Annotated in this window: 20 protein-coding genes; 7 read left to right on the top strand and 13 right to left on the bottom strand. The window is 65.9% G+C overall.

What is annotated here, in order from left to right; translation table 11 throughout:
- Positions 1–38 precede the first annotated feature (38 nt).
- From AC07PE_RS00445 to ompR, 4 genes are all read right to left on the bottom strand, one after another.
- A complete protein-coding gene (locus tag AC07PE_RS00445) occupies positions 39–842 on the bottom strand; it encodes a fatty acid desaturase (protein WP_498760686.1) in 804 nt (267 codons plus the stop codon).
- 132 nt (positions 843–974) lie between these two features.
- Entirely contained in the window at positions 975–1946 is a 972-nt protein-coding gene (locus AC07PE_RS00440; RefSeq protein ID WP_498760685.1) for a threo-3-hydroxy-L-aspartate ammonia-lyase, read from the bottom strand.
- Between the two features lie 31 nt (positions 1947–1977).
- Positions 1978–3339 carry a sensor histidine kinase family protein gene (locus tag AC07PE_RS00435; protein ID WP_498760684.1) on the bottom strand — a complete coding sequence of 454 codons (1362 nt, stop codon included), beginning with the start codon at positions 3337–3339 and terminating at the stop codon, positions 1978–1980.
- Between the two features lie 12 nt (positions 3340–3351).
- On the bottom strand, positions 3352–4110 hold the full coding sequence (gene ompR, locus AC07PE_RS00430; protein ID WP_258847468.1) for an osmolarity response regulator transcription factor OmpR: 759 nt from the start codon (positions 4108–4110) through the stop codon (positions 3352–3354).
- 209 nt (positions 4111–4319) lie between these two features.
- On the opposite strand from ompR, the gene AC07PE_RS00425 reads away from it, so the two are divergent.
- The 3 genes from AC07PE_RS00425 (at position 4320) to AC07PE_RS00415 (ending at position 8662) form a co-directional block, all read left to right on the top strand.
- Positions 4320–4742, top strand: a complete 423-nt coding sequence (locus AC07PE_RS00425; RefSeq protein WP_498760683.1) for a hypothetical protein — start codon at positions 4320–4322, stop codon at positions 4740–4742.
- Positions 4743–4867: 125 nt separating this feature from the next.
- The gene (locus AC07PE_RS00420; RefSeq protein WP_498760682.1) at positions 4868–6769 is read left to right on the top strand and encodes a flagellar assembly protein A; all 1902 of its coding nucleotides are present in this window, start codon (positions 4868–4870) and stop codon (positions 6767–6769) included.
- 27 nt (positions 6770–6796) lie between these two features.
- Positions 6797–8662, top strand: a complete 1866-nt coding sequence (locus AC07PE_RS00415; RefSeq protein WP_498760681.1) for a M2 family metallopeptidase — start codon at positions 6797–6799, stop codon at positions 8660–8662.
- A 151-nt stretch (positions 8663–8813) separates the two neighbouring features.
- Here the strand turns inward: AC07PE_RS00415 and AC07PE_RS00410 are convergent, their stop codons facing one another.
- Positions 8814–9887 carry an HDOD domain-containing protein gene (locus tag AC07PE_RS00410; RefSeq protein ID WP_498760680.1) on the bottom strand — a complete coding sequence of 358 codons (1074 nt, stop codon included), beginning with the start codon at positions 9885–9887 and terminating at the stop codon, positions 8814–8816.
- 159 nt (positions 9888–10046) lie between these two features.
- On the opposite strand from AC07PE_RS00410, the gene AC07PE_RS00405 reads away from it, so the two are divergent.
- Positions 10047–10529, top strand: coding sequence for a chemotaxis protein CheW (locus AC07PE_RS00405; RefSeq protein ID WP_498760679.1), 483 nt, complete (start codon positions 10047–10049; stop codon positions 10527–10529).
- A 45-nt stretch (positions 10530–10574) separates the two neighbouring features.
- Here the strand turns inward: AC07PE_RS00405 and AC07PE_RS00400 are convergent, their stop codons facing one another.
- From AC07PE_RS00400 to AC07PE_RS00385, 4 genes are read right to left on the bottom strand one after another with little or no spacing between them, the layout of a single operon-like run.
- Complete coding sequence (locus AC07PE_RS00400; protein WP_498760678.1) at positions 10575–12554, bottom strand: ATP-binding cassette domain-containing protein; 1980 nt, start codon at positions 12552–12554, stop codon at positions 10575–10577.
- 1 nt (position 12555) lies between these two features.
- The gene (prmB, locus tag AC07PE_RS00395; protein ID WP_498760677.1) at positions 12556–13449 is read right to left on the bottom strand and encodes a 50S ribosomal protein L3 N(5)-glutamine methyltransferase; all 894 of its coding nucleotides are present in this window, start codon (positions 13447–13449) and stop codon (positions 12556–12558) included.
- Positions 13450–13476: 27 nt separating this feature from the next.
- On the bottom strand, positions 13477–14628 hold the full coding sequence (gene dapE, locus AC07PE_RS00390; RefSeq protein ID WP_498760676.1) for a succinyl-diaminopimelate desuccinylase: 1152 nt from the start codon (positions 14626–14628) through the stop codon (positions 13477–13479).
- Complete coding sequence (locus AC07PE_RS00385) at positions 14625–14987, bottom strand: ArsC family reductase (RefSeq protein WP_498760675.1); 363 nt, start codon at positions 14985–14987, stop codon at positions 14625–14627. The genes dapE and AC07PE_RS00385 overlap by 4 nt, the downstream gene beginning before the upstream one ends.
- A gap of 150 nt (positions 14988–15137) precedes the next feature.
- Between AC07PE_RS00385 and AC07PE_RS00380 the strand changes: the two genes are divergently transcribed.
- Positions 15138–15515 carry a hypothetical protein gene (locus AC07PE_RS00380; RefSeq protein ID WP_498760674.1) on the top strand — a complete coding sequence of 126 codons (378 nt, stop codon included), beginning with the start codon at positions 15138–15140 and terminating at the stop codon, positions 15513–15515.
- A 174-nt stretch (positions 15516–15689) separates the two neighbouring features.
- Positions 15690–16694 (top strand): hypothetical protein, encoded by a 1005-nt coding sequence (locus tag AC07PE_RS00375; protein WP_498760673.1) that lies wholly within the window; start codon positions 15690–15692, stop codon positions 16692–16694.
- A gap of 39 nt (positions 16695–16733) precedes the next feature.
- Here AC07PE_RS00375 and AC07PE_RS00370 read toward each other — a convergent pair whose 3' ends face one another.
- From AC07PE_RS00370 to dapC, 3 genes are all read right to left on the bottom strand, one after another.
- Positions 16734–17897: a PilT/PilU family type 4a pilus ATPase gene (locus AC07PE_RS00370; protein ID WP_498760672.1), complete on the bottom strand. Its 1164-nt coding sequence runs from the start codon at positions 17895–17897 to the stop codon at positions 16734–16736.
- A 157-nt stretch (positions 17898–18054) separates the two neighbouring features.
- Positions 18055–18879, bottom strand: coding sequence for a 2,3,4,5-tetrahydropyridine-2,6-dicarboxylate N-succinyltransferase (gene dapD, locus AC07PE_RS00365; RefSeq protein WP_498760671.1), 825 nt, complete (start codon positions 18877–18879; stop codon positions 18055–18057).
- Between the two features lie 24 nt (positions 18880–18903).
- On the bottom strand, positions 18904–20133 hold the full coding sequence (gene dapC / locus AC07PE_RS00360) for a succinyldiaminopimelate transaminase (RefSeq protein WP_498760670.1): 1230 nt from the start codon (positions 20131–20133) through the stop codon (positions 18904–18906).
- A gap of 128 nt (positions 20134–20261) precedes the next feature.
- Between dapC and AC07PE_RS00355 the strand changes: the two genes are divergently transcribed.
- The gene (locus tag AC07PE_RS00355; protein ID WP_498760669.1) at positions 20262–21005 is read left to right on the top strand and encodes a YoaK family protein; all 744 of its coding nucleotides are present in this window, start codon (positions 20262–20264) and stop codon (positions 21003–21005) included.
- Here AC07PE_RS00355 and AC07PE_RS00350 read toward each other — a convergent pair.
- Entirely contained in the window at positions 21002–22057 is a 1056-nt protein-coding gene (locus AC07PE_RS00350) for an AraC family transcriptional regulator (protein WP_498760668.1), read from the bottom strand. The two genes, AC07PE_RS00355 and AC07PE_RS00350, sit on opposite strands and share 4 nt — an antisense overlap.
- Between the last annotated feature and the right edge of the window lie 4 nt (positions 22058–22061).

Genomic DNA, 22061 nt, shown 5'->3' with positions numbered 1-22061 from the left:
CCTGCGGCGCGGGCCCGACTGTGCGCGGCTTAACGCGCTCAGGCATTGACCCCGGTCTCGTGCAGGGCGCTGCGGTCGCGCGCCTCGAACACCCCGGTTTCCACGCGGTTGATCGTCACCAGGCGGAAGAAGGCCAGGATGCGGATCACCAGCCAGCCGGCATCGAACTCCCACCAGCGCATCGAGGTCTTGGCCGAGGCCGGGTAGGCGTGGTGGTTATTGTGCAGTTCCGCGCCGCAGAAGATGATGCCGATCGGGAAGAAATTGCGCGAGTGTTCCCGGGTATCGAAGTTGCGGTAGCCGACCACGTGGAAAAAACTGTTGATGAAGCCTGCCGCCCACACCGGCGACACCGACAGCTGGAACAGCCAGATGGTCAGGCCATGCTCGGCGCCGAACAGCGCCATCTCCGCCAGCAGGAAGAACCACGCGCCCTTGAAGCGGTGCTTGGTGTAAAGGTGGGTGTCCATCCAGTCTTCCTTGACGCCGACGCCGTAGGTCTTGATCACCTGCGGATCGGTCGCGGCCTTGCGGTACAGCAGCACGCCCTTGGTCAGCACGCCGCCGAGGCCGTGGATGACCGGGCTGTGCGGATCCTCGACCGTGTCGGTCTTGGCGTGGTGCTTGCGGTGCACGGCGACCCAGGCTTTCGCGGTCATGCCGAAGGTGGTCAGGAAGAACCACATGCGGAAGCACTGGCACAGGAAGGGGTGGAAGGTGATGGCGCGGTGGCTGCGCGACCTGTGCAGATACAGCTCGCTGCCGACAATGGTCAATATGAACGAGATCGCCATTGCCAGCATCACTGCATTCGACGACAGATGGATAAATCCTGAAAACATCATCTTCCCTTTTGTGAAATATCAAACTAGGAAGAAGAATAACGGGCAGCTATTGCTTTCTAAGCCACGATTACAGCGGTTTTTACCGCCCGTTCTTCAGGATTGCCATCACTGCCGCCCAAGGCGGATGCCTCAGGCGCCGGTCAGCTTGGCGAAGCGCGCCAGGTCGACGTTGCCGCCGCTGATCAGGATGCCGACTTTCTTGCCGGCCACAGGCACGATGCCGTGGAGGGCGGCCGCCGCGGCCAGGCAGCCGGTCGGCTCGACGATCGTCTTCATGCGCTCGGCAAAGAATTTCATGGTCTCGACCAGCTGGGCGTCGCTGACGGTGACGATGTCGGACACCAGCTTTTTGATGACGGCAAAGTTGTGCTGGCCCAGGTGGCTGGTCTGGGCGCCGTCGGCGATGGTCTGCGGCACGCCGATGTCGACGATCTGGCCGCTGCGCAGCGATTGCTGGCCATCGTTGCCGGCTTCCGGCTCGACGCCGATGACGACGCAATTGGGCGACAGCTTCGAGGCCGCCAGCGCGGAACCGGCCAGCAGGCCGCCGCCGCCGAGCGGCACCAGCAGGATGTCCAGCTCGCCGGCTTCCTCGAACAACTCCTTGGCGGCCGTGCCCTGGCCGGCGATCACGTCCGGATGGTCGTAGGGCGGAATCAGGGTCATGCCGCGCTCCTGGGCGAGGCGGGCGCCGATCTCTTCGCGGTTTTCCGTGTAGCGGTCGTAGAAGATCACTTCGCCGCCATAGCCCTGGGTGGCGCGCACCTTCAGCTCCGGCGCGTCCTTCGGCATGATGATGGCGGCCTTGATGCCGGCCAGCTTGGCCGACAGGGCGATCGCCTGCGCGTGGTTACCCGAGGAGAAAGTCAGCACGCCGGCCTGGCGCTGCGCCTCGCTGAATCTGGCGATGGCGTTGTAGGCGCCGCGGAACTTGAATGCGCCCATGCGCTGGTAGTTCTCGGCCTTGAAGAACAGCTGCGCCCCGGCCATGGCGTCGGCGGTGCGCGAGGTCAGGACCGGTGTGCGGTGGGCCGCGCCTTCGATGCGCGCGGCGGCCTGTTCGACGTCGGAATAGGAGAGTGGGGTAGCGGTATCGTTCATGGGCAAAGTATAGCGGAGCTTTGGCGCCTTCTCAGGCGGCCAGAGGGAAGGAGAACTGGAGCACCAGCCCGCCGCCGTCGCGGTTGCGCACCTGCAGCTCGGCGTTGTGGCGGGTGGTGACGCGTTCGACGATCGCCAGCCCCAGGCCGGCGCCGTTGGCCTGGCCGCGCGCGGTGTCGAGGCGGGTGAAGGGACGCAGCAGCAGCTGGATCTGGTCGTCGGGCACGCCGACACCGTGGTCGCCGATCTCGACCACCGCGCGGCGGCCGTGGCCCGTCATCTTGACCTGGCAGGTGATGTCGATCTCGGTCACGTCCGCGCCGGGTGTCTTGCCGTAGCGGCGCGCATTTTCGATCACGTTGTTGAAGACCCGCCGCAGGTCGGTGGCGTTGGCCGGCACGTGGATGTCCGGCTCGATGGCGCTCGTGGTGCGCACGTCCGGCAGGCGGCCGGCCGCGTGGGCGCAGTCTTCCAGCAGTCCGGACAGGTTGACCGGCACGAAGGTGGCGGCCTCGGTCGGGCGCGCGAAGTCGAGGAACTGGCCGATAATGGCGTCCATCTGCGCGATGTCGGACTGGATTCCCTCGCGCGCCTCCTGCGACAGGTTGGCCATCTCGACCTCCAGCTGCATGCGCGCCAGCGGCGTGCGCAGGTCGTGCGAGATGCCGGCCAGGATCACGGCGCGGTCCTTCTCGAGCTGCTGCAGGTCGTCGACCATCTGGTTGAAGCTGCGGTTGGCCTCGATGATCTCCTGCGAGCCCTTTTCGGGCAGCGGAGCGGGGCGCTTGCCCTGGGCGATCGAGCGCGCGGCTGCGGTCAGGCGCGCCAGCGGCAGGTTCACCAGGCCGGAGATCAGGGCCGCGCCCAGCAGCGACAGCGCGCCCACCACCGCGGCCCAGCCCAGCCACTGCACGCCGGTGAGGCCGGCCAGGCGGTCGCGTTCGAGCATCAGCCAGTACTTGTCGCCGTCGATGTCGAAACTCATCCAGAAGCCCGGCATGTCGTTCACGCGGCGCGAGAAGCGCGTGTCCTGGCCGAGCTTGGCGCGCACGCGGGCCGCGATTTCCGGCATCAGGGAATTGGAGGGCGGCGGCTCGACCTTGTCCTCGGGCTCCAGCGTGATGATGCGGATGCCTTCGTTCGACACCAGCTCGATCAGCAGCTCGGTGCGCAGGTCGGGCGCCGAGTGGGTCAGGGCGGCCCGGGTGAGGGTGACCACGGACACCAGCAGCTCCGCGGTCTGCTCGGCCTGCTTCCCGCGCTGGAACACATTGATCATGCCGATCCAGGAGCCGATCGACAGGGCGGTCAGGAAGGACAGCAGCAGGAAGGTGCGCCAGAACAGGCCGCTTTTCAGGCGGCCGAGCAGGCGCGTACGCGGTGCTTCTGACATCGACGGAAACACTTAGCGCGGCTGCCCTTCGGGAATGAACACGTAGCCCAGGCCCCACACGGTCTGGATGTACAGCGGGCTGGAAGGATCCGGCTCGATCAGCTTGCGCAGGCGCGAGATCTGCACGTCCAGCGAGCGGTCGAACACTTCGTACTCGCGGCCGCGCGCCAGTTCCATCAGCTTCTCGCGCGACAGCGGCTGGCGCGCATGGCGGGCGAACACCTTCAGCACCGAGAACTCGCCGGTGGTGAGGGGCACCGTCTCGCCGTTCTTCTTGAGTGTGCGGGTGCCGAGGTCGAGCACGAAGTCGCCGAACTCGAAGGTCTGCGGGGTCTCGGACGGTGCGCCGGGGATCTCGTCCGGGCCCTTGCGGCGCAGGACCGCGTTGATGCGGGCCACCAGCTCGCGCGGGTTGAAGGGCTTAGGCAGGTAGTCGTCGGCGCCCATCTCGAGGCCGACGATGCGGTCGACGTCCTCGCCTTTCGCGGTCAGCATGATGATCGGGGTCTGGTCGCCGGCGCCGCGCAGGCGGCGGCAGATCGACAGGCCGTCTTCGCCCGGCAGCATGAGGTCGAGCACCAGCAGGTCGTAGCGCTCGCGCAGCCACAGCTTGTTCATGGCCGGCGCGCTCTCCGCCGTCACCACCTGGAAGCCCTGTTCGGTCAGATAACGGCGCAGCAGATCGCGCAGGCGCACGTCGTCGTCGACCACCATGATTTTCGCGGAATGGCCGTTGTTCTGGCCTCCGTTATTCGAGCTCGTTGCATTCATGAGTCTGTCAGGATTTGTCAGATTAATGTCGCTATGGTAACTTCATATGCGGTCGCGGACAGGAGTTATTGCTGAGGCATTACATTGTGTTACAAACTTTACCCAATTAGCCTTATACCTGCAGTGGAATCCACATACACTGGCCTCACGTCGAAACTGAATCACAGCTTAGCTTATCTCCTTACTTGGCATCGCGGAAGAGGCACACCATGAACAGCGTCACCAACCACTACGCAGGAACGAAGGCAGGGCGAATCGCCCGCTGCGCGCTTCGCAGTGCGCTGGCGTGCGCTTTGGTGTTCGGCGCAGCGGGCGCCGCGTTTGCACAGCAGTACGGCGACCGCCAGTACGAGCGCCGCGACAATCCCTCCATGCAGTCCGATCGCGGCGAACGCGGCGGCGAGCGTGGCGGACGCTACCTCTCGCCGGAGCGCGATCCGCGCTACGACGTCCGCGCCTACGAAGAACAGCGCCGCATTCAGCAGCAACAGCAGCAGTTGCAGCAACAGCAGCAGGAACAGCGCGAGGCGCGCCGCAACAGCGGCAGCGGCCGCATGACGCCGGACGAGCGCCGCGACCTGCGCCGCCAGATCAACGAAGCGGGCATGGACCTGTATCCGCCGCGCCGCTGAACACACTTTATTTCCTTGTTGCAATCTAGTTGCCAGATGTTTATTTAGTCTCGGCAACGTGATACGCTACCCAGTCTGTGTCTGGCCTAAACCTCGCCGGGCATCAATTGGACTGGGAGTTCCACGTGTCTACGGATTTTGCCGCCGCTCCGCCGGCGCAAGCACAGGGGGCCCGCTTTGCATCCGCAGGCCCCGAACACTGCATCGCCAAGCGCCATGACGGCGTGTACGCCGACCCCGCCGTGCTCGGCACCACCCTGGTCGCCGCCATCGACAGCATCTTCCGCGGCGGCCACTACCTCGCCGGCATCGATTATCCCGTCCTCCTCAAGGCCCTGTTCGACCACGGCCCGGCTCTGGCCAAGGCTACGGACGGCGAGACCCGGGTCCGGATCGCCGCCGACATCCTTCCCTTCGACCCGGCCCGCCGCGAGCTGTACCGCGCGGTAAAGATCGGCAAGGGCTACGCCGAATACTATTTCGAGCCGGTCTGGATGAAGGACGCCGCCGACCCGGACGGCCCCGGCCTGCCGGCCAAGCTCGATCTCGACGAATTCGTGGCCGACATGTGGGTCAAGGGCATCCGCTTCGGGATCGAGCTCGATGCGGTGCGCGCCGCGATCGCATCGAACAAGGCCGACCGCGTGACCGTCGCCCGCCGCCTCGAGCCGGTGCAGGGGCAGGATGCCCGCATCGTCGAAGTCTCCGACGACATCCACCGCAACGACGCGCCGCGCGAGCTGGCCAACGGCCGCCTCGACCTGAACAGCTTCCAGAACCGCTTCCCGCAGATCCAGCCCGGCGTCCGCCTGCTGCAGAAAATCCCGCTCACCGCCGGCACGCAAGGCTTCGAAATGGCCGGCACGCCGCTGCCGGCCAAGCCGGGCAGCGACCTCGATCTGGGCGAATACGCCGGTCCCGGCACCAAGGTCGAGAAGGGCAAGGACGGTGAATTCCTGGTCTCGCAGCAGGCCGGTTTCCTGAACGTGGACGCCGCGACCAGCAGGATCTCGGTGGGCGACAAGATCGTCAGCCGCGACGGCGTCAGCGCCAAGACCACCGGCAACCTGCATCTGACCGGCGACTACGAGGAATTCGGCGAGGTCCAGGAAAAGCGCGTCATCGAGGGCGAGAGCATCACCGTGCACGGGGACGTGTTCGGGGTCCTGAGCTCGCGTGGCGGCAAGATCCTGCTGCACGCCAACCTGGTGGGCGGCAGCGCCCACAACAAGCGCGGCGACATCCGCGTGTTCGGCGTGGCCTCCGGCGCCATCCTGCACGCCGACGATGGCGCCATCGTGCTGGACCGCGCCGAGAACTGCGTGGTGTCCGGCACCCGCATCACGATCGCCCATGCGGTCAACTGCGAGGTGATCGGCGACGAGGTGAACATCGGCTATGCAGAGGGCAGCGCGATTGCGGGACGCCGCGTGGCGATCGAATTCGCGATGCCGCGCAAGCAGGGCGAGATGCTGGTCTACGTGCTGCGCCCGGAAGGCCCGCAGGTGGAGGAGATCATCGCCGCGATCGGCGCGCGCCTGGCGCAGTTCGGCCAGCTGGCCGCGCGCCAGAAAGCGCAGATGGAGACCCTGACCTCGCAGGAGGAGGTGCGCCGCTACCTGATGCTGGCTTCGCGCCTGCGCAAGAACGAGATCAGCCTCACGCCCGAGCAGGCGCGCCAGTTCCAGCGCATGGCGCAGGAGGTGGCGCCGGCGCTGAAGGCAATCGGCGAGGTATCGGGCAAGATCAAACAGCTGGAAGCCGACCAGGAAGAGGGCCGCAAGGTGCTGGCCGACCTCGAGCGCCAGCGCGTCGACGCCGCCTGCGTGTCGGCGGTCACGCTGCACCAGCTGCAGGGCGACACCCTGGTCCGCGTGCTCGGATTCAGCCCGGCGGCCGGGACTCCGTATATCATTGGACCCCGCGAGATCAAGGCGCGCCTGCGCGGGCCGCAGAACGGCGAGCTGCTGTTCTCCGGCAGCCAGGGCAGCTTTGCATGGAGCAGCGAGCAGGCCGCGACGGCCTGACGACAATACCAAGAGAGAGGGGACGCAATGAACATGATGTATCCGAATTGCCGCCGCAGCCTGGTCGCGACGCTGGTGGCCGGGGCTTTCGTGGCGCTGCCGGCAGCCGCAGGCGCAGCAACTGCCGCCAAGGCGACGCCGGCAAAAGTGCAAGGCAAACCGACCGTCGCCGAAGCCGAACGCTTCATCGCCGACGCCGAAGAAAAGCTCGAGCAGCTCGGCCTGGACGCCCAGCGCGCCGAGTGGGTGGCCGAGAACTTCATCACGTTCGACACCCAGTCGATGACGGCCGCCGCCAACGAAGGCTACCTGACCCTGAGCGGCGAGACCGCCCTCAAGGCGCGCCGCTACAAGGACCTGAAGCTGCCGGAAGCCAGCGCCCGCAAGCTGATGCTGCTGCAGCAGACCCTGATGCTGCCGGACGCGAAGGACCGCGGCGCCTACGCGCGCCTGGCGGCTCACATGACCGGCGCCTACGGCTCGGCCAAGTACTGCCCGCCGAATAAAACGGAATGCATGCCGCTCGGCGAACTGGAAAAGGTACTGGCCACCAGCCGCGACCCGAACCGCCTGAAGGAAGTCTGGCTGGGCTGGCACGCGCAGTCGCCGGCCTACAAGGACGACTACGCCAAATACGTCGAGCTGTCCAACAAGGGCGCCCGCGCGATGGGCTATGCCGACACCGGCGCGCTGTGGCGCTCGGGCTACGACATGAGTCCGGAAGCCTTCTCCGCCGAGATGGAACGCCTGTGGCAGCAGGTCAAGCCGCTGTACGACTCGCTGCACACCTACACCCGCTACAAGCTGCGCCAGGCCTATGGCGCATCGATCGTGCCGGCGACCGGCCCGATCCCGGCCCACCTGCTGGGGAACATGTGGGCGCAGAGCTGGGACAACCTGTACCCGCTACTGAAACCCGCCACCAAGGACGGCGGCGAAGACCTGACCGCGCTGCTGGAAGAGCGCAAGACCGACGCCAAGGCGATGACCCGCTATGCCGAGGGCTTCTACACCTCGCTCGGCATGCGCAAGCTGCCCGACACCTTCTGGGAGCGCTCGCTGCTGACCAAGCCGCGCGACCGTGAGGTGGTGTGCCACGCCTCGGCCTGGGACCTGGACGGCAAGGACGACGTGCGCATCAAGATGTGCATCACCCCCACCGCCGAGGACTTCCGCGTCATCCACCACGAGCTGGGCCACCTGTACTACGACCTGGCCTACAGCGGCCAGTCGCCGATGTTCAAGAACGGCGCCAACGACGGCTTCCACGAAGCCATCGGCGACACCGTGGCCTTGTCGATCACCCCGGCCTACCTGAAGCAGATGGGCCTGATGAAGACCGAGCCGGATCCGTCGCAGGACATCGGTCCGCTGCTGTACACGGCGCTGCAGAAGGTCGCCTTCCTGCCCTTCGGCTACATGGTCGACAAGTGGCGCTGGCAGGTGTATGCCGGCCAGGTCAAGCCGGCGGATTATGACAAGGCCTGGTGGGCGCTGAAGGAGCAGTACCAGGGCGTGGGCCGCCCGGCCCCGATCGCCGACGGCGGTTTCGACGCCGGCGCCAAGTTCCACGTCGCCAGCGACACCCCGTATGCACGCTACTTCCTGGCCCACGTGCTGCAGTTCCAGTTCCACCGCGCGCTGTGCCGCGAAGCCGGCTACAGCGGCCCGCTGAACCGCTGCTCGGTCTACGGCAACAAGGCCGCCGGCGCCAGGTTCCAGCAGATGCTGGCGATGGGCAAGTCGAAGCCGTGGCCGGAAGCGCTGAAAGCCGTCACCGGCGAGGACAAGATGGATGCGACGGCGATGCTGGATTATTTTGCGCCGCTGAAGGCCTGGCTGGATGAGCAAAACCGGGAGTTGGCGAAGACGGATGCTTCCGTCAAGCCGTAACTTATGAACCGTCAGGCCGGGCATTGCCCAGCCTGACTTCCCGCGAAAGCGGGAATCCATGCCGAGCTGCCGAAGTCTGTTTTGCCGCCGATACGCGGCTTTTCCAAATCCGGTGCCTCAGTATGGATCCCCGCTTTCGCGGGGATGACGGTTATTTAGACGCCAGCAGCTCGTAGCACGCCGCCGCATCGTCCGGCAAGCCGGTCAACAGCTTGCCATCCCCATCCTCCAGCACGCCCTGTTCGACCAGCGCCCGCAGCTTGCCCAGGTAATCCACCAGCATCAGCAAGCGCCCCAGCGCCGACATCTGCGCCCCCTTGCGCATCCCGCCCTGTTCGTCCAGCGCCCGCACCACGCTCTCCGGGAAGTTCCATTCGCGCGCGATGCTGACGCTCAGGCGGCGGGTGTCGCGCGCAAGCTGGGCCCAGAACATGCCCGAGCCGAGCTGCGGCTCGCCCTTGGTAATCTGGTCCATGGTGCGCAGCGCCACCGTCAGGCCGACGTTCTGCAGCAGGGCCGCCAGGAAGGCGTCGAAGGGCTCGATGCCGAGCGCCGGCGCCATCTTGCGCGCGGCGATGGCGCAGCGTTCCGAGTGCTCCCACAGGATGGGCGCCAGGCGCCGCACGTAGAAGCCGGAGTTGACGTCGATGATGGGGCGGAAGGCGACCGTCGTGATCAGCTGGCGCAGGCCTTCCTGGCCGATCAGGATGACGGCCTGCTCGACGCTGGTGACGGAGGCGCCGGTCGTCTGGTAGCAGCTGTTGGCAAGGCGGATCACCGCCGCCACCAGCACCACGTCGGACGAGATGGTGCGCGACAGGGCGCTGCCCGAAAAGCTCTCGCTGCGCAGGCTTTGCAGCAGCTGCGGGATCAGCCCCGGCATGCGGCGCACCAGCGCGGCGCCCGACTGCTGCGAGGACAGGATCGCGGCCAGCGTCTCCAGCACCTGGGTTTCGAAGGCATTGAGTTCCAGGCCGCCTTCGTCGCTGCGCTCGAACAGCCAGGCGTTCCAGGCGGTGCCGACCAGGTCGAGCAGCTCGAAAGGCACCGGCGGGCGGACCGGGCGCGCATCAAGCGCCGGCACGGCGGCGGGAGGGGGCGCCGGGACAGGAGCCGGCGCCGCGGCCGCTTCGGGAACCTGCACCGCGGCCGGCATTTGCGTGGACGGCGCCGGGCGCGCGGGCGCGGCAGGGCCGGAAATCAGGCGTCGCAGCCACTGGTACATGATCGGTTCCTCTTCAATTCGCTTGCGCACATGGCCGGCCATTGTACCGGGGCGGCCAGTGTAAGCAAGCTTGCTACTGCCTATGGGAAAGATTGACTGCACTCAATTGTGAAAACGGGTGACGGCCTTAGCATGACATTCTTGAATAAAGGACGCGCCATGCATGACACTACGACTTCTTCCGGCCTCCATCCGATCCAGTTCCTGAGCTTCACGCTTGGCGGCCTCGAATACGGTATCGACTTCGCGAAGGTGCAGGAGTTGCGCGTGCTCAAGGCACTCGAGCGTTTTGCGGCAAGCGGTGAGATCATCGGCGGCGTCGCCGTGTCGCGCGGCGTGATTATCCCGCTGGTCGACATGCGCGTGGCCTGCGGCACGAGTCCGGACGCGCCCGATCCGATGACCGACGTGATCATCCTCAAGCTGTCGAGTTGCGTGATGGGGATGGTGGTGGATGGCGTGACCGGCGTGGTGACGCTGCGGCCCGAGCAGGTGGCGCCGCTGCCGGCTGCGGGCGCCGATGGCGAGCGGCCGGAATACCTGCTGGGACTGGGGCAGACCGGGGCAAGGCGCCTGATCCTGGTGGACATCGAGAAGCTGATGTCGGTGAAAAGGCCGGCCGCTTCGCGGCACGTGGCCTGAAGTACTGAAACGCCGTTCCCGCGCGCGCGGGAACGGCGCCCGCAATCAGGCAGCCAGGGCTTCCAGCTGCTCCTGCAACTCCAGCCATTCCTCTTCCAGCGTTCCCAGGTCCCGCACCACGAAAGCCTGGTCCGCCACCAGCGTCTTCAGCTCTTCCTTCTTGTCCGCTTCGTAGATCGCCGGCTCCAGCAGACGGGCGTCGATGTCGCTCTTCCTGGCGTTCAGCTTGGCCATCTGCTCTTCCAGGCGCTTGATGCGGTTTTCGATCGGCTTCTTGAGGGCAGCCACACGCTGGCGCTCCTCGGCTTCGAGGCGCTTCTGCTCCTTGCGGTCGACCACCTGCAGCGGCGCAGAGGCGGCGGCCGGCTTGTCGTCCTTCGCCGGCAGGGGCGTGGCTTCGTTGTTCTTGGCCAGCTTGGTCTTGAACAGCCAGTCCTTGTAGTCGTCCAGGTCGCCGTCGAAGGGCTGCAGGCGGCCGTCGGCGACGATGATGAATTCCTCGGTGGTGGCGCGCAGCAGGTGGCGATCGTGCGAGACCACCACCAGCGTGCCCTCGAACTGCGCCAGCGCCAGGGTCAGAGCTTCGCGCGTTTCCAGGTCCAGGTGGTTGGTCGGTTCGTCCAGCAGCAGCAGGTTCGGCCGCTGCCACACGATCAGGGCCAGCGCCAGGCGCGCCTTTTCGCCGCCGGAGAAGGGCCGGATCGGGCTGGTCACCATATCGCCCGGGAAGTTGAAGCCGCCCAGGAAGTTGCGCAGCTCCTGCTCGCGCACGGTCGGCGCGATCTTCTGCAGGTGCCACAGCGGCGATTCGTCATGGCGCAGCATCTCGACCTGGTGCTGGGCGAAGTAGCCGATCACCAGGCCCTTGCCGAGCGTGGCCTTGCCGGCGAGCGGCGCCAGTTCGTTGGCGATGGTCTTGATCAGCGTGGATTTGCCGGCGCCGTTCACGCCCAGCAGGCCGATGCGCTGGCCCGTCTGCAGCGAGAAGTTCACGCGGTGGACGATGGTCTTGCCGCCGACCTTGTCGCCGTGGGCGTCGAGGAGCGGGTAGCCGGCATCGACGTCTTCCATCACCAGCAGCGGATTCGGCGCCGAGACCGGGTCGCGGAATTCAAAGGAGAATTCGGCGGCGGCGCGCAGCGGGGCCAGTTCTTCCATCTTGGCCAGCGCCTTCATGCGGCTCTGGGCCTGGCGCGCCTTGGTGGCCTTGGCCTTGAAGCGGTCGACGAAGGACTGCAGGTGGGCGCGGGTGCGCTGCTGCTTCTCGAAGGCGGCGGCGGCCAGCACCATGTGGGCGGCGCGCTGTCGTTCGAAGGCCGAGTAGTTGCCCGAGTAGCGCTTCAGCTTGCGCTCGTCGATGTGCACGACCACGTTGACGATCTCGTCGAGGAAGTCGCGGTCGTGGGAGATGATGATCAGCGTGCCCTGGTAGCGCTTCAGCCAGTCTTCCAGCCAGATGATCGCGTCCAGGTCGAGGTGGTTGGTCGGCTCGTCCAGCAGCAGCAGGTCGGAAGGGCACATCAGGGCCTGCGCCAGGTTCAGGCGCATGCGCCAGCCGCCCGAGAAGCTGGCCACCGGCTGCTGCATCTGCTCCAGCGAGAAGCCCAGGCCCAGCAGCAGCTGCTCGGCGCGCGATTGCACCGTGTAGGCGTCCGCATCGGCCAGGGCCGAGTGCAGGTGGCCGATCGCGATGCCGTTGTCGTGGGTGTGCTCGGCCGCCTCCAGGGCTTCCAGCTCGGCCTGCAGGGTGCGCAGGTTGGCGTCGCCGTCGATCGCGTACTCGATGGCCGGACGGTCCAGCGCCGGCGTCTCCTGGGCCACGTAGGCCATGCGCCAGCGCTGCGGGAAATCGATCGCGCCCTGGTCCGGGTGCAATTCGTTCCGCAGCATCGCGAACAGGCTGGATTTGCCGGCGCCGTTCGCGCCGATCAGGCCGATCTTGTCGCCGGGGTTGAGGGTGAGATCGGCGTCTTCCAGCAGCGGCTTGGTGCCGCGCATGAGACTGACATTAGTAAATCGGATCATGTTACTTCGCCAGCTGCTCCGCGGTCAGGAGGAACACCGCATCGTCGCCGATGCTGGTGGTCAGCCAGGTCAGGCCCAGGTGGCCGAAAGCCGCTTCCGCGTAGTCGCGCTCGTTGCCGATCTCGACCACCAGCACGCCTTCCGGCGTCAGGCGCTCGGCGGCGCCGTCGACGATCTTGCGCACCAGGTCCATGCCGTCCTCGCCGCCGGCCAGGGCGATCTGCGGCTCGCGCATGTATTCAGGCGGCAGCTTGCCCATCGAATCGCTGTTCACGTAGGGCGGGTTGGTGACGATCAGGTCGTACTTCTTGAACGGCACGTTCTCGTAAAGGTCCGACTCGATCGGGTTCACGCGGCCGTCCAGCTTGTAGTCGCGGATGTTGCGCTCGGCAACCGCCAGCGCGTCCTTCGAGATGTCGACCGCGTCGACCGTCGCGTTCTGGAAGGCGTCGGCCAGCATGATCGCCAGGCAGCCGGAGCCGGTGCACAGTTCGAGCACGTTCTCGACACCATCCGGATCCGACACCCAGGGGCTGAACATGCTCGGGATCAGCTCGGCGATGAAGGAACGCGGCACCAGCACGCGCTCGTCGACGTAGAAGTTGTAGCTGCCCAGCCAGGCTTCGTTGGTGATGTAGGCGGCCGGCACGCGCTCGCTGACGCGGCGCTCGATCACGGCCAGCACCTGCAGCACTTCTTCCTGCAGCAGCCGCGCGTCGAGGAAGGGCTCGAGCTTGTCCAGCGGGAGTTTCAAGGTGTGCAGGATCAGGTAGGCGGCTTCGTCGAAGGCCTCGGCGCTGCCGTGGCCGAAGAACAGCTTGGCGGTGTTGAAGCGGGTGACGGCGTAGCGCAGCAGGTCGCGCGGCGTGCAGAAATGGGGAGTATTGGTGGCCATGGCGATGGTCTCGTTAGTCGATGTCGATTACGCCGCGGACGGCGAGGGCGCCAGCAAGGCTTCGAGCGTGCGGCGGTAGATGTTCTTGAGCGGATCGACGTAGCGCAGTTCGATGTGCTCGTCGATCTTGTGGATGCTGGCGTTCGGTGGCCCGAATTCTATCACCTGGGGGCAGATGCGGGCGATGAAGCGCCCGTCCGAAGTCCCGCCGGTGGTCGATAGTTCGGTGACCACGCCCAGCTCCTGCCTGATGGCGCCGCAAATGGCATCGGACAGCGTGCCCTTCGGCGTCAGGAAGGGTTCGCCGGACAGGGTCCATGTGAAATCATAGTCCAGGCCGTGCCGGTCGAGGATGGCGTGCACGCGCGCCTCCAGGCCGTCGGCCGTGCTGGCGGTCGAGAAGCGGAAGTTGAAGTCGACCTTCATCGCGCCGGGAATGACGTTGTTGGCGCCAGTGCCGGCATGGATGTTCGAGATCTGCCAGCTGGTCGGCGGGAAGTACTCGTTCCCGTCGTCCCATTTTTCAGCAGCCAGTTCGGCCAGGGCCGGCGCCGCCTGGTGAATGGGATTGCGCGCCAGGTGCGGATAGGCGATGTGGCCCTGCACCCCTTTGACGGTCAGGCAGCCCGACAGCGAGCCGCGGCGGCCGTTCTTGATCATGTCGCCCAGCACGTGGCTGGAGGTCGGCTCGCCGACCAGGCAGTAATCCAGGGTCTCGCCGCGTTCTTCCAGCAGCTCGCAGACGACCACGGTGCCGTCCACGGCCGGGCCTTCCTCGTCGCTGGTGATCAGGAAGGCGATCGAGCCGGCATGGCCCGGGTGCGCCTCGACGAACTCCTCGACGGCGACGACCATCGCCGCGATCGAGGTCTTCATGTCGGAGGCGCCGCGCCCGTACAGCTTGCCGTCACGCCGGGTCGGGGCGAAGGGCTGCGAATGCCACTGGTCGAGCGGGCCGGCCGGCACCACGTCGGTGTGGCCGGCAAACACGAACACCGGCGACTCAGTGCCGCGGCGCGCCCACAGGTTGGTCACGCCGTTCGATTCGATGGTCTCGCACTGGAAGCCGAGCGGAGACAAGAGCTCCTTCAGCTTCTGCTGGCAGCCCTTGTCCTGCGGGGTGACCGAATCGAGGGCGATCAGCTCCTCGGTCAGCTGCAGGGTGCGCGAGGTCTTCATGCAGGCCAGTCTCCGAAGCTACGCTCGTATTCGTCGGTCGAGAAACCGACCTTCAGCGGGCCGGCGCCTTCGAGCACCGGGCGCTTGATGACGGAGGTATTTTCCAGCATCAGCTCCAGCGCACTGGCCTTGTCGATGACCTGCGCGCGGCGCTCCTCTAGCAGCTTGCGCCAGGTCGTGCCCTTGCGGTTGACCAGGACTTCCCAGTCGAGCTGCTCGAGCCAGGCGGCGGCGGTCTCGCGGGACAGACCCTGTTTCTTGAAATCGTGGAACTCGACGTCCTGGCCGTGCTCGGCCAGCCAGGTGCGTGCTTTCTTGACGGTGTCGCAGTTCGGAATACCGTAGAGAATTTTCTTCATGGTTTAGCTCTAAGGAAAGCCGCGAAGGATAGCACAGGCCGCTACCCCCAGAAGATAGTTTAGCAAGGGCCGCTCCAGCCTGTCGCCGAACTGGCGAACCATCCGCTGAGCAGGCGGTCTTACGATGGCAGATGCTGACATGGAGGCTTTATGTCCAGGATGAGCACCCTTACGCTTGCCGCGTGTGGTGTCGCACTGGCCGTGCTTGCTCCGCTGGCGTCGGGCGCGGATGCGGGTGGGCAGGCGTGCCGCCACCGGTATTTCGTCGATCCCTTACTGGCGAGTGGGCTGACCGGCGCTTACGACCTCTCGAACGGCGAGCTGCTGCGCGTCAGCCGCGAGGTCAGCCGCTACTACGCGGAGATGCCCGCGACCGGGCGCATCGAGATCGTTCCCGTCGACGAAGACGTGTTCGTGGCGCGGAACGGGCCGGTGCAGCTGGCGTTCGAACACGAGGCGGGCGCGACCGAAGTCGTGGTGACGGGGCTGGATGGGCAGGCGAGCGGGCCGCCGGTGTGCCGGCGGTAGCGCAGTCTCTACGCTGTATGGTTTTCCGATAGACAATATATTGTCATTTGTGTAAGCTAATTCGCTTACCCTGGCATATGCATGCCGCTTTCGGAGACCGCGATGAAAAAGTGGATTGGCCCTGTTGTCGCTTCAATGTTGCTTACAGGATGTGTGTCGACCGTAACAAAAACCATGGACACCCAAGCCATGGGCAGCGTTCGCAACCAGAGCATCATCTACACCGTGAGGGAAATGCCCGCCTTTTCGGCAACCTCGACGGCCAACGTGAGCTTCGGTGTCATCGGGGCGGTGGCGGCTGTCTCGGAAGGGAACAAGATCATTGCGGAGAACAAGGTAGCCGACCCCGCCGACGCGATATCGGCCGCCCTGGCGGGCGCCATGCAGTCCAGCCAGGGTATGCAGATCGTCGGGCAGCCTCTGAAGGTCGACACCAGCGATGCGGCCCGTATCGCCGAGCTAGCGAAAGGCAAGGCACGTTTCGTGCTCGACGTGCAGACCCAGAACTGGAGTTTCATCTACTTTCCGACCAACTGGACCCACTACCGGGTTCAGTACGTCGCCACCGCGCGTTTGATCGATGTCGATGCCCGCAGTGTCGTCGCCGAAGCGCCCTGCAAGCAGGTTCCCGAGTCGGACGCCAACGCCCCTACCTACGATCAGATGCTGGCCAACGGCGCCGCACGCCTGAAAGCGACGCTAGCCGCGTATGCGCAGGCATGCGCGACGAGCTTCGGCCGTGAGGTGCTGGCATTGCAAGCGCCTGTCCGGCTACCTGGCGGGGACGCCGGCGCCGCGGTCAAGCCGGCCGCCCAGGTCGCGGCCGCCGCTGCAGCTGGTTCCGGCAACTGGAATGGTGTCATGGCCTGCGACGCCCGTACCGACAGCGGCCCGCGTGCGGAAGCCTACGAAGCGCGATTCACGGTGGAAGTGCAGGGAACGACGGTCAATCTGAATCGCAGGACGGCCGACGTGGTCGAAACCCTGTCCGGCCAGGTGGTGGACGACAGGCTCGAACTGCATGGAACGGGACACCGGGTCGGAGAGCAGACGCGGGCGTGGCGGCTGGACATCAGCGGCGCTTTCCCTGCCGGCGCGACGAGCTATCAGGGCAAGGGCGCGATGATGGCCAACGGACACCGGCTCAGGCAATGCGAACTCAGGATGAACCGCATCTGAACGGGGATTTGTGACCCGGCGTCACAAATCCGCACGCGCTCAGTTGTCCAGCGTGAACTCGGTAAACGACGGTCCTGCCGGCTCTTCCGCCTGCTTGGCGTCCGACCCTGCGCTCGTGCCATCCGTCTTCGCCGCCTGGCTGTCCGGCCCATTGTTGATGAGCCACAGCAGGTTGGTGGCCGAATCCGCGTTCGCCAGCGCTTCTTCCTGGGTGATCAGGTCGGCCTGGAACAGCTCCAGCAGGGCCTTTTCGAAGGTCTGCGAGCCCGGCGACAGGCTCTTGTCCATCGCTTCCTTGATCTGGCCGATATCTCCTTTCTCGATCAGGTCGGCCACGTAGCGGGTGTTGACCATGATCTCGACCGCGGCCTGGCGCTTGCCGGCGGACTTCGAGCGCACCAGGCGCTGCGAGACGATGGCCTTCACCGCTGACGACAAATCCTGCAGCAGGGCGGGGCGGTTCTCGATCGGGTAGAAGCTGATGATGCGGTTCAGCGCGTTGTAGCTGTTGTTGGCGTGCAGGGTCGCCAGCACCAGGTGGCCGGACTGGGCGTAGGCCAGGGCGGCGGCCATAGTGTCCTTGTCGCGGATCTCGCCGATCAGGATGCAATCCGGCGCCTGGCGCATCGAGTTGCGCAGGGCGACGTCGAAGCTGGTGGCGTCGCTGCCGATCTCGCGCTGGTTGACGATGGACTTCTTGTTCTTGAACAGGTACTCGATCGGGTCTTCCAGCGTCAGGATGTGGCCGGGGCGCTGTTCGTTGCGGTGGTCCAGCATCGAGGCGATGGTGGTCGACTTGCCGGAACCGGTGGCGCCGACGATCAGCAGCAGGCCGCGCTTTTCCATGATCAGCTCGGACAGCACGGGCGGCAGTCCCAGTTCGTCCAGCGGCGGGATGCTGGCCGGCACGAAGCGGAACACGGCCGAGATCGAGCCGCGCTGGCGGAAGGCCGACAAACGGAAGCGTCCCAGGTTGGGCACGGAAATGCCCATGTTCAGCTCGTTGGTGCGTTCCAGCTCGGCCATCTGCTCTTCCGAGGCGATCTCGGACAGCAGCACCTGGATGTTTTCCGGCTCGAGTTTGTTCTGGTTGATCGGGATGAGATTCCCGTTGATCTTGATGTGGACGGGGGAATTAACCGCGAAGAACATGTCCGACGCGTTTTTTTCCTTCATCAACTGGAACAGGCGTTCCATCATCATGGTTCTCTCTCCCTTGCTTTGCGGTAATTTTCCCGTTTTGGGGATTCTACCTGAGGTGGGAAAGAAGGCGTAGGGTGGGCACCCCGTGCCCACCTTTTTCGTTGCTGACGTGGGCACGGGGTGCCCACCCTACATCACATTGCGTGCAACCGTTCGATCAAACGCCGCGCAGCAGCTCGTTGATACCGGTCTTCGAACGCGTCTGCGCATCCACGCGCTTGACGATCACGGCGCAGTACAGGCTGTACTTGCCGTCGGCGGACGGCAGCGAACCCGACACCACCACCGAGCCCGAAGGCACGCGGCCGTAGGTGACTTCACCGGTTTCGCGGTTGTAGATCTTGGTCGACTGGCCGATGTACACGCCCATCGAGATCACCGAGTTCTCTTCGACGATCACGCCTTCGACGATTTCCGAACGGGCGCCGATGAAGCAGTTGTCTTCGATGATGGTCGGGTTGGCCTGCATCGGTTCCAGCACGCCGCCGATGCCGACGCCGCCGGACAGGTGGACGTTCTTGCCGATCTGGGCGCAGGAGCCGACGGTGGCCCAGGTGTCGACCATGGTGCCTTCGTCGACGTAGGCGCCGATGTTCACGTAGGACGGCATCAGGACGACGTTCTTGCCGATGAAGGAACCGCGGCGGGCCACGGCCGGCGGCACCACGCGGAAGCCGCCCTTGGCGAAATCTTCCGGCGTGTAGTTGGCGAACTTGGTCGGCACCTTGTCGTAGAACTGCATGCCGCCGCCTTCGACGGGCACGTTGTTCTCGAGGCGGAACGACAGCAGGACGGCCTTCTTGATCCACTGGTTCACGACCCAGCTGCCGCTGTCTTTCTGGGCGACGCGCAGGCTGCCGTCGTCGAGGCCTTTGATGACGTGGGCGACGGCGTCCCGCACTTCGGCGCTGGCGCTGTTCGGGCTGATGTCGGCGCGCTGTTCCCACGCGGTGTCGATGATGGTCTGGAGTTGTTGGGTCATGATGTTTTAAGTTACGAGTCGATTTCAGGAGGACTTCAGATCTTTGCAGAACTGGACGATGCGGTTGGCCGCTTCCAGTCCTTCGTCCACTTCGGCGACGAGCGCCATGCGGATGCGGTTGCGTCCCGGATTGCTGCCGTGCGCGTCGCGCGCCAGGTAGGAGCCGGGCAAAACCGTCACATTATATTCGGCGTACAGGCCGCGTGCGAACTCCGTGTCCGACAGGCCGCTGGCGCGCACGTCGGCCCACAGGTAGAAGCCGGCGTCGGGAAGCTCGACGTCCATCACGCCCTTGAGCAGCGGCGTGATGAGGTTGAACTTTTCCTTGTACAGGTTGCGGTTCTCCTGCACGTGGCTTTCGTCGTTCCAGGCCACGCAGGATGCCGCCTGTACCGGCGGCGACATGGCGCCGCCGCTGTAGGTGCGGTAGAGCAGGAATTTCTTCAGCACGTCCGGATCGCCGGCGACGAAGCCCGAGCGCATACCCGGCACGTTCGAGCGCTTGGACAGGCTCGAGAACACGATCAGGTTGGCGTAGGGACGCAGGCCGGCGCTGCGGCCCAGCTGGTGCGCCGCTTCCAGCGCGCCCAGCGGCGGGGTGGCGCTGAAATAGATCTCGGAATAGCACTCGTCGGCGGCGATCACGAAGCCGTGCCGGTCGGCCAGCTCGAACAGTTCGCGCCAGTCGTCCAGGGTCAGCACGGCGCCGGTCGGGTTGCCGGGCGAGCAGAGGTAGAGCAGCTGCACCCGCGCCCACACGTCGTCGGGCACGCTGGCATAGTCCGGGGCAAAGTTGCGCGCCGGGACCGAGTTCACGAAGTAGGGCTCGGCGCCGGCCAGGTAGGCCGCGCCTTCGTAGATCTGGTAGAACGGGTTCGGGCACATCACGAGCGCGCCCCCATTAGATGCCGAGCGCGGATCGATCACGCACTGGGCGATCGCGAACAGCGCCTCGCGCGAGCCGTTCACAGGCAGCACCATGGTGTTCGGATCCAGCTGCGGCACCCCGTAGCGGCGTTCCAGCCAGCCGGCAATCGCCGCGCGCAGCGGCTCGCCGCCATGCGTGCTCGGATAGTTCGCCAGCCCGGTCATGCTCTGCGTCAGGGCTTTCTGGATGAAGGCCGGGGTCGGGTGCTTGGGTTCGCCGATGCCGAGGCTGATATGGGCGTACTCGGGATTCGGCGTGACGCCGGCGAACAGCTGGCGCAGCTTTTCAAAGGGGTAGGGATGCAGTCTTTCGAGATGTGGGTTCACGGCTTTACCAGGTCGGAGAGGCTATGCAAGAAGATCAATTATAGCGAGGCCGGCCCGATGCTGCTGTGGCTTGGAATGCAGTAATATTAACTGGAGGAATTTGCTCCTCAGTGATACGGAGATCAGTCGTGCCGATCCACTACGCCCGCAGCCTGCTCGGCCCTGCGCGCAGCCCGCGCGCCAACCGCCATCTCGGCGTGGCGCTGGCCTTCGTCGCCGGCGCCACCAATGCCGGCGGCTTCCTCGCCGTGCACCAGTACACCTCGCATCTGACCGGGGCGATTTCGTCGGCGGCCGACAATCTGGTGCTGGGCGCCTGGGACCTCGCGCTGGATGCGCTCGGCGCCGTCCTGTCCTTCCTGGCCGGGGCGGCCTGCACCGCGCTGACCGTCAACTACGGGCGCCGCCGCGGCCTGGCCAGCGAATATGCGCTGCCGCTGCTGCTCGAAGCCGTACTGCTGCTGGCCTTCGGCGTGCTGGGCGCGCGCCTGGCCGGGGTCGACGCGCTGTTCCTGCCGCTCACCGTGATGCTGCTGTGCTTCATGATGGGCCTGCAGAACGCGCTGATCACCAAGCTCTCGCAGGCCGAGATCCGCACCACCCACATGACCGGCATCGTCACCGACATCGGCATCGAACTGGGCCGCATGCTGTACTGGAACCGCGACACCGCGCAGCCGAAGGTGGCCGCCAACCGCGCGCGCCTGCGCCTGCTGGTGTCGCTGCTGCTCGGGTTCTTCGTCGGCGCGCTGTCCGGGGCGCTGGGCTTCAAGCATGCGGGCTACCTGGCGACCCTGCCGCTGGCCGGCATGCTGTGTCTCCTTGCGATCGTGCCGGCGGTGGACGACCTGCGCCGGGTCAGGATGCTTTAAACCTGCCCGGCTAGCGCCCGCTCGCGCCAGGCCCCCGGATTCACGCCCGACCATTCGCGGAAAGCATGCGTGAACGCGCTCTGCTCCTGGTAGCCGAGCAGGAAGGCGATGTCGGCCAGCGACAGGCCGCGCTGGCGCAGGTAGTCCTGGGCCAGCGCATGGCGCGCGTCGTCGAGCACCTGCTGGAAGCTGGCGCCGCTTTCCGCCAGCTTGCGCTGCAAGGTCCGCGGCGACAGTTCCAGCTCGGCGGCAATGGTCGCCAGGCGCACGCGGTCGTTCGCCAGGTTGCGGGTCACGGCGGCGCGCACCTGGGCGACGATGCCGTGACGCCCGCGCTCACGCTCATCTTCACCCCGGCGCTCCCTCAGCAGGCGCTCGGCGTGCTGCTGCAGCACCGGGTACATGCCGGTATCGGCATTCGGTACCGGCATCGCCAGCAGGGCGGCGTCGAAGCAGATCAGGTAGGCGCCGGCCCCGAACTCGGGCGCGATGCCCAGCACCCGTTCGTACTCGGCCGGATCGGCCTTGCTCTCGTGCGTGAACGCCAGGCGCAAGGGCGTCAGCGGCTGGCCGGCGAGCCAGGAACTGAGCGTCCGGATACCGGCGAACACGCTTTCGGCCAGGTGCCGGGTGGCGTCCGGGAAGTGGCTGGTCCAGGTGTAGCGCGCCATATTCGTTTCGAAGTCGACCTCGAGCTGCGAGCGTCCCAGATCGTGGGCCAGCTGTTCGTAGCGCTGCGTCTGTTCGATGACCTGGGCGAAGTCGGTGCAGGCCAGCAGGATCAGGCCATACACGCTGTAGGTGCCGAGCCGCACCCGTTCGCCCACGTGCAGGCCGAAATGCGCATCGCCGCTCAGATCCGCGCCCGCCGCCAGCAGGGCGATGTAGTCGCGCGCCGCCAGCGACTCCGGCAGCGGATCGAGGGGTATCGCCAGCCCGGCTGCCTGCGCCAGCGTGCGCGCATCGACGCCATGCGCCGCCGCTGTCTCCAGCAGGGGCTGCAGGTAGGAGCCGGTGACCCGGGCAAGGATGGGCACCATCGTCGGTGGCATGTTC

The sequence above is a fragment of the Telluria sp. GW821-FHT07G12 genome (assembly GCF_059418525.1).
Note: the sequence above shows the minus strand (reverse complement) of the source record. Positions and strands in the feature narration are given on the sequence as shown.

Bases quoted from the DNA above. Each gene is read 5' to 3' on its own strand.
- AC07PE_RS00445 (WP_498760686.1), bottom strand. From the start codon at position 842: ATGTTTTCAGGATTTATCCATCTGTCGTCGAATGCAGTGATGCTGGCA.
- AC07PE_RS00440 (WP_498760685.1), bottom strand. From the start codon at position 1,946: ATGAACGATACCGCTACCCCACTCTCCTATTCCGACGTCGAACAGGCC.
- AC07PE_RS00435 (WP_498760684.1), bottom strand. From the start codon at position 3,339: ATGTCAGAAGCACCGCGTACGCGCCTGCTCGGCCGCCTGAAAAGCGGC.
- ompR (WP_258847468.1), bottom strand. From the start codon at position 4,110: ATGAATGCAACGAGCTCGAATAACGGAGGCCAGAACAACGGCCATTCC.
- AC07PE_RS00425 (WP_498760683.1), top strand. From the start codon at position 4,320: ATGAACAGCGTCACCAACCACTACGCAGGAACGAAGGCAGGGCGAATC.
- AC07PE_RS00415 (WP_498760681.1), top strand. From the start codon at position 6,797: ATGAACATGATGTATCCGAATTGCCGCCGCAGCCTGGTCGCGACGCTG.
- AC07PE_RS00410 (WP_498760680.1), bottom strand. From the start codon at position 9,887: ATGTACCAGTGGCTGCGACGCCTGATTTCCGGCCCTGCCGCGCCCGCG.
- AC07PE_RS00405 (WP_498760679.1), top strand. From the start codon at position 10,047: ATGCATGACACTACGACTTCTTCCGGCCTCCATCCGATCCAGTTCCTG.
- AC07PE_RS00400 (WP_498760678.1), bottom strand. From the start codon at position 12,554: ATGATCCGATTTACTAATGTCAGTCTCATGCGCGGCACCAAGCCGCTG.
- prmB (WP_498760677.1), bottom strand. From the start codon at position 13,449: ATGGCCACCAATACTCCCCATTTCTGCACGCCGCGCGACCTGCTGCGC.
- dapE (WP_498760676.1), bottom strand. From the start codon at position 14,628: ATGAAGACCTCGCGCACCCTGCAGCTGACCGAGGAGCTGATCGCCCTC.
- AC07PE_RS00385 (WP_498760675.1), bottom strand. From the start codon at position 14,987: ATGAAGAAAATTCTCTACGGTATTCCGAACTGCGACACCGTCAAGAAA.
- AC07PE_RS00380 (WP_498760674.1), top strand. From the start codon at position 15,138: ATGTCCAGGATGAGCACCCTTACGCTTGCCGCGTGTGGTGTCGCACTG.
- AC07PE_RS00375 (WP_498760673.1), top strand. From the start codon at position 15,690: ATGGACACCCAAGCCATGGGCAGCGTTCGCAACCAGAGCATCATCTAC.
- AC07PE_RS00370 (WP_498760672.1), bottom strand. From the start codon at position 17,897: ATGATGATGGAACGCCTGTTCCAGTTGATGAAGGAAAAAAACGCGTCG.
- dapD (WP_498760671.1), bottom strand. From the start codon at position 18,879: ATGACCCAACAACTCCAGACCATCATCGACACCGCGTGGGAACAGCGC.
- AC07PE_RS00350 (WP_498760668.1), bottom strand. From the start codon at position 22,057: ATGCCACCGACGATGGTGCCCATCCTTGCCCGGGTCACCGGCTCCTAC.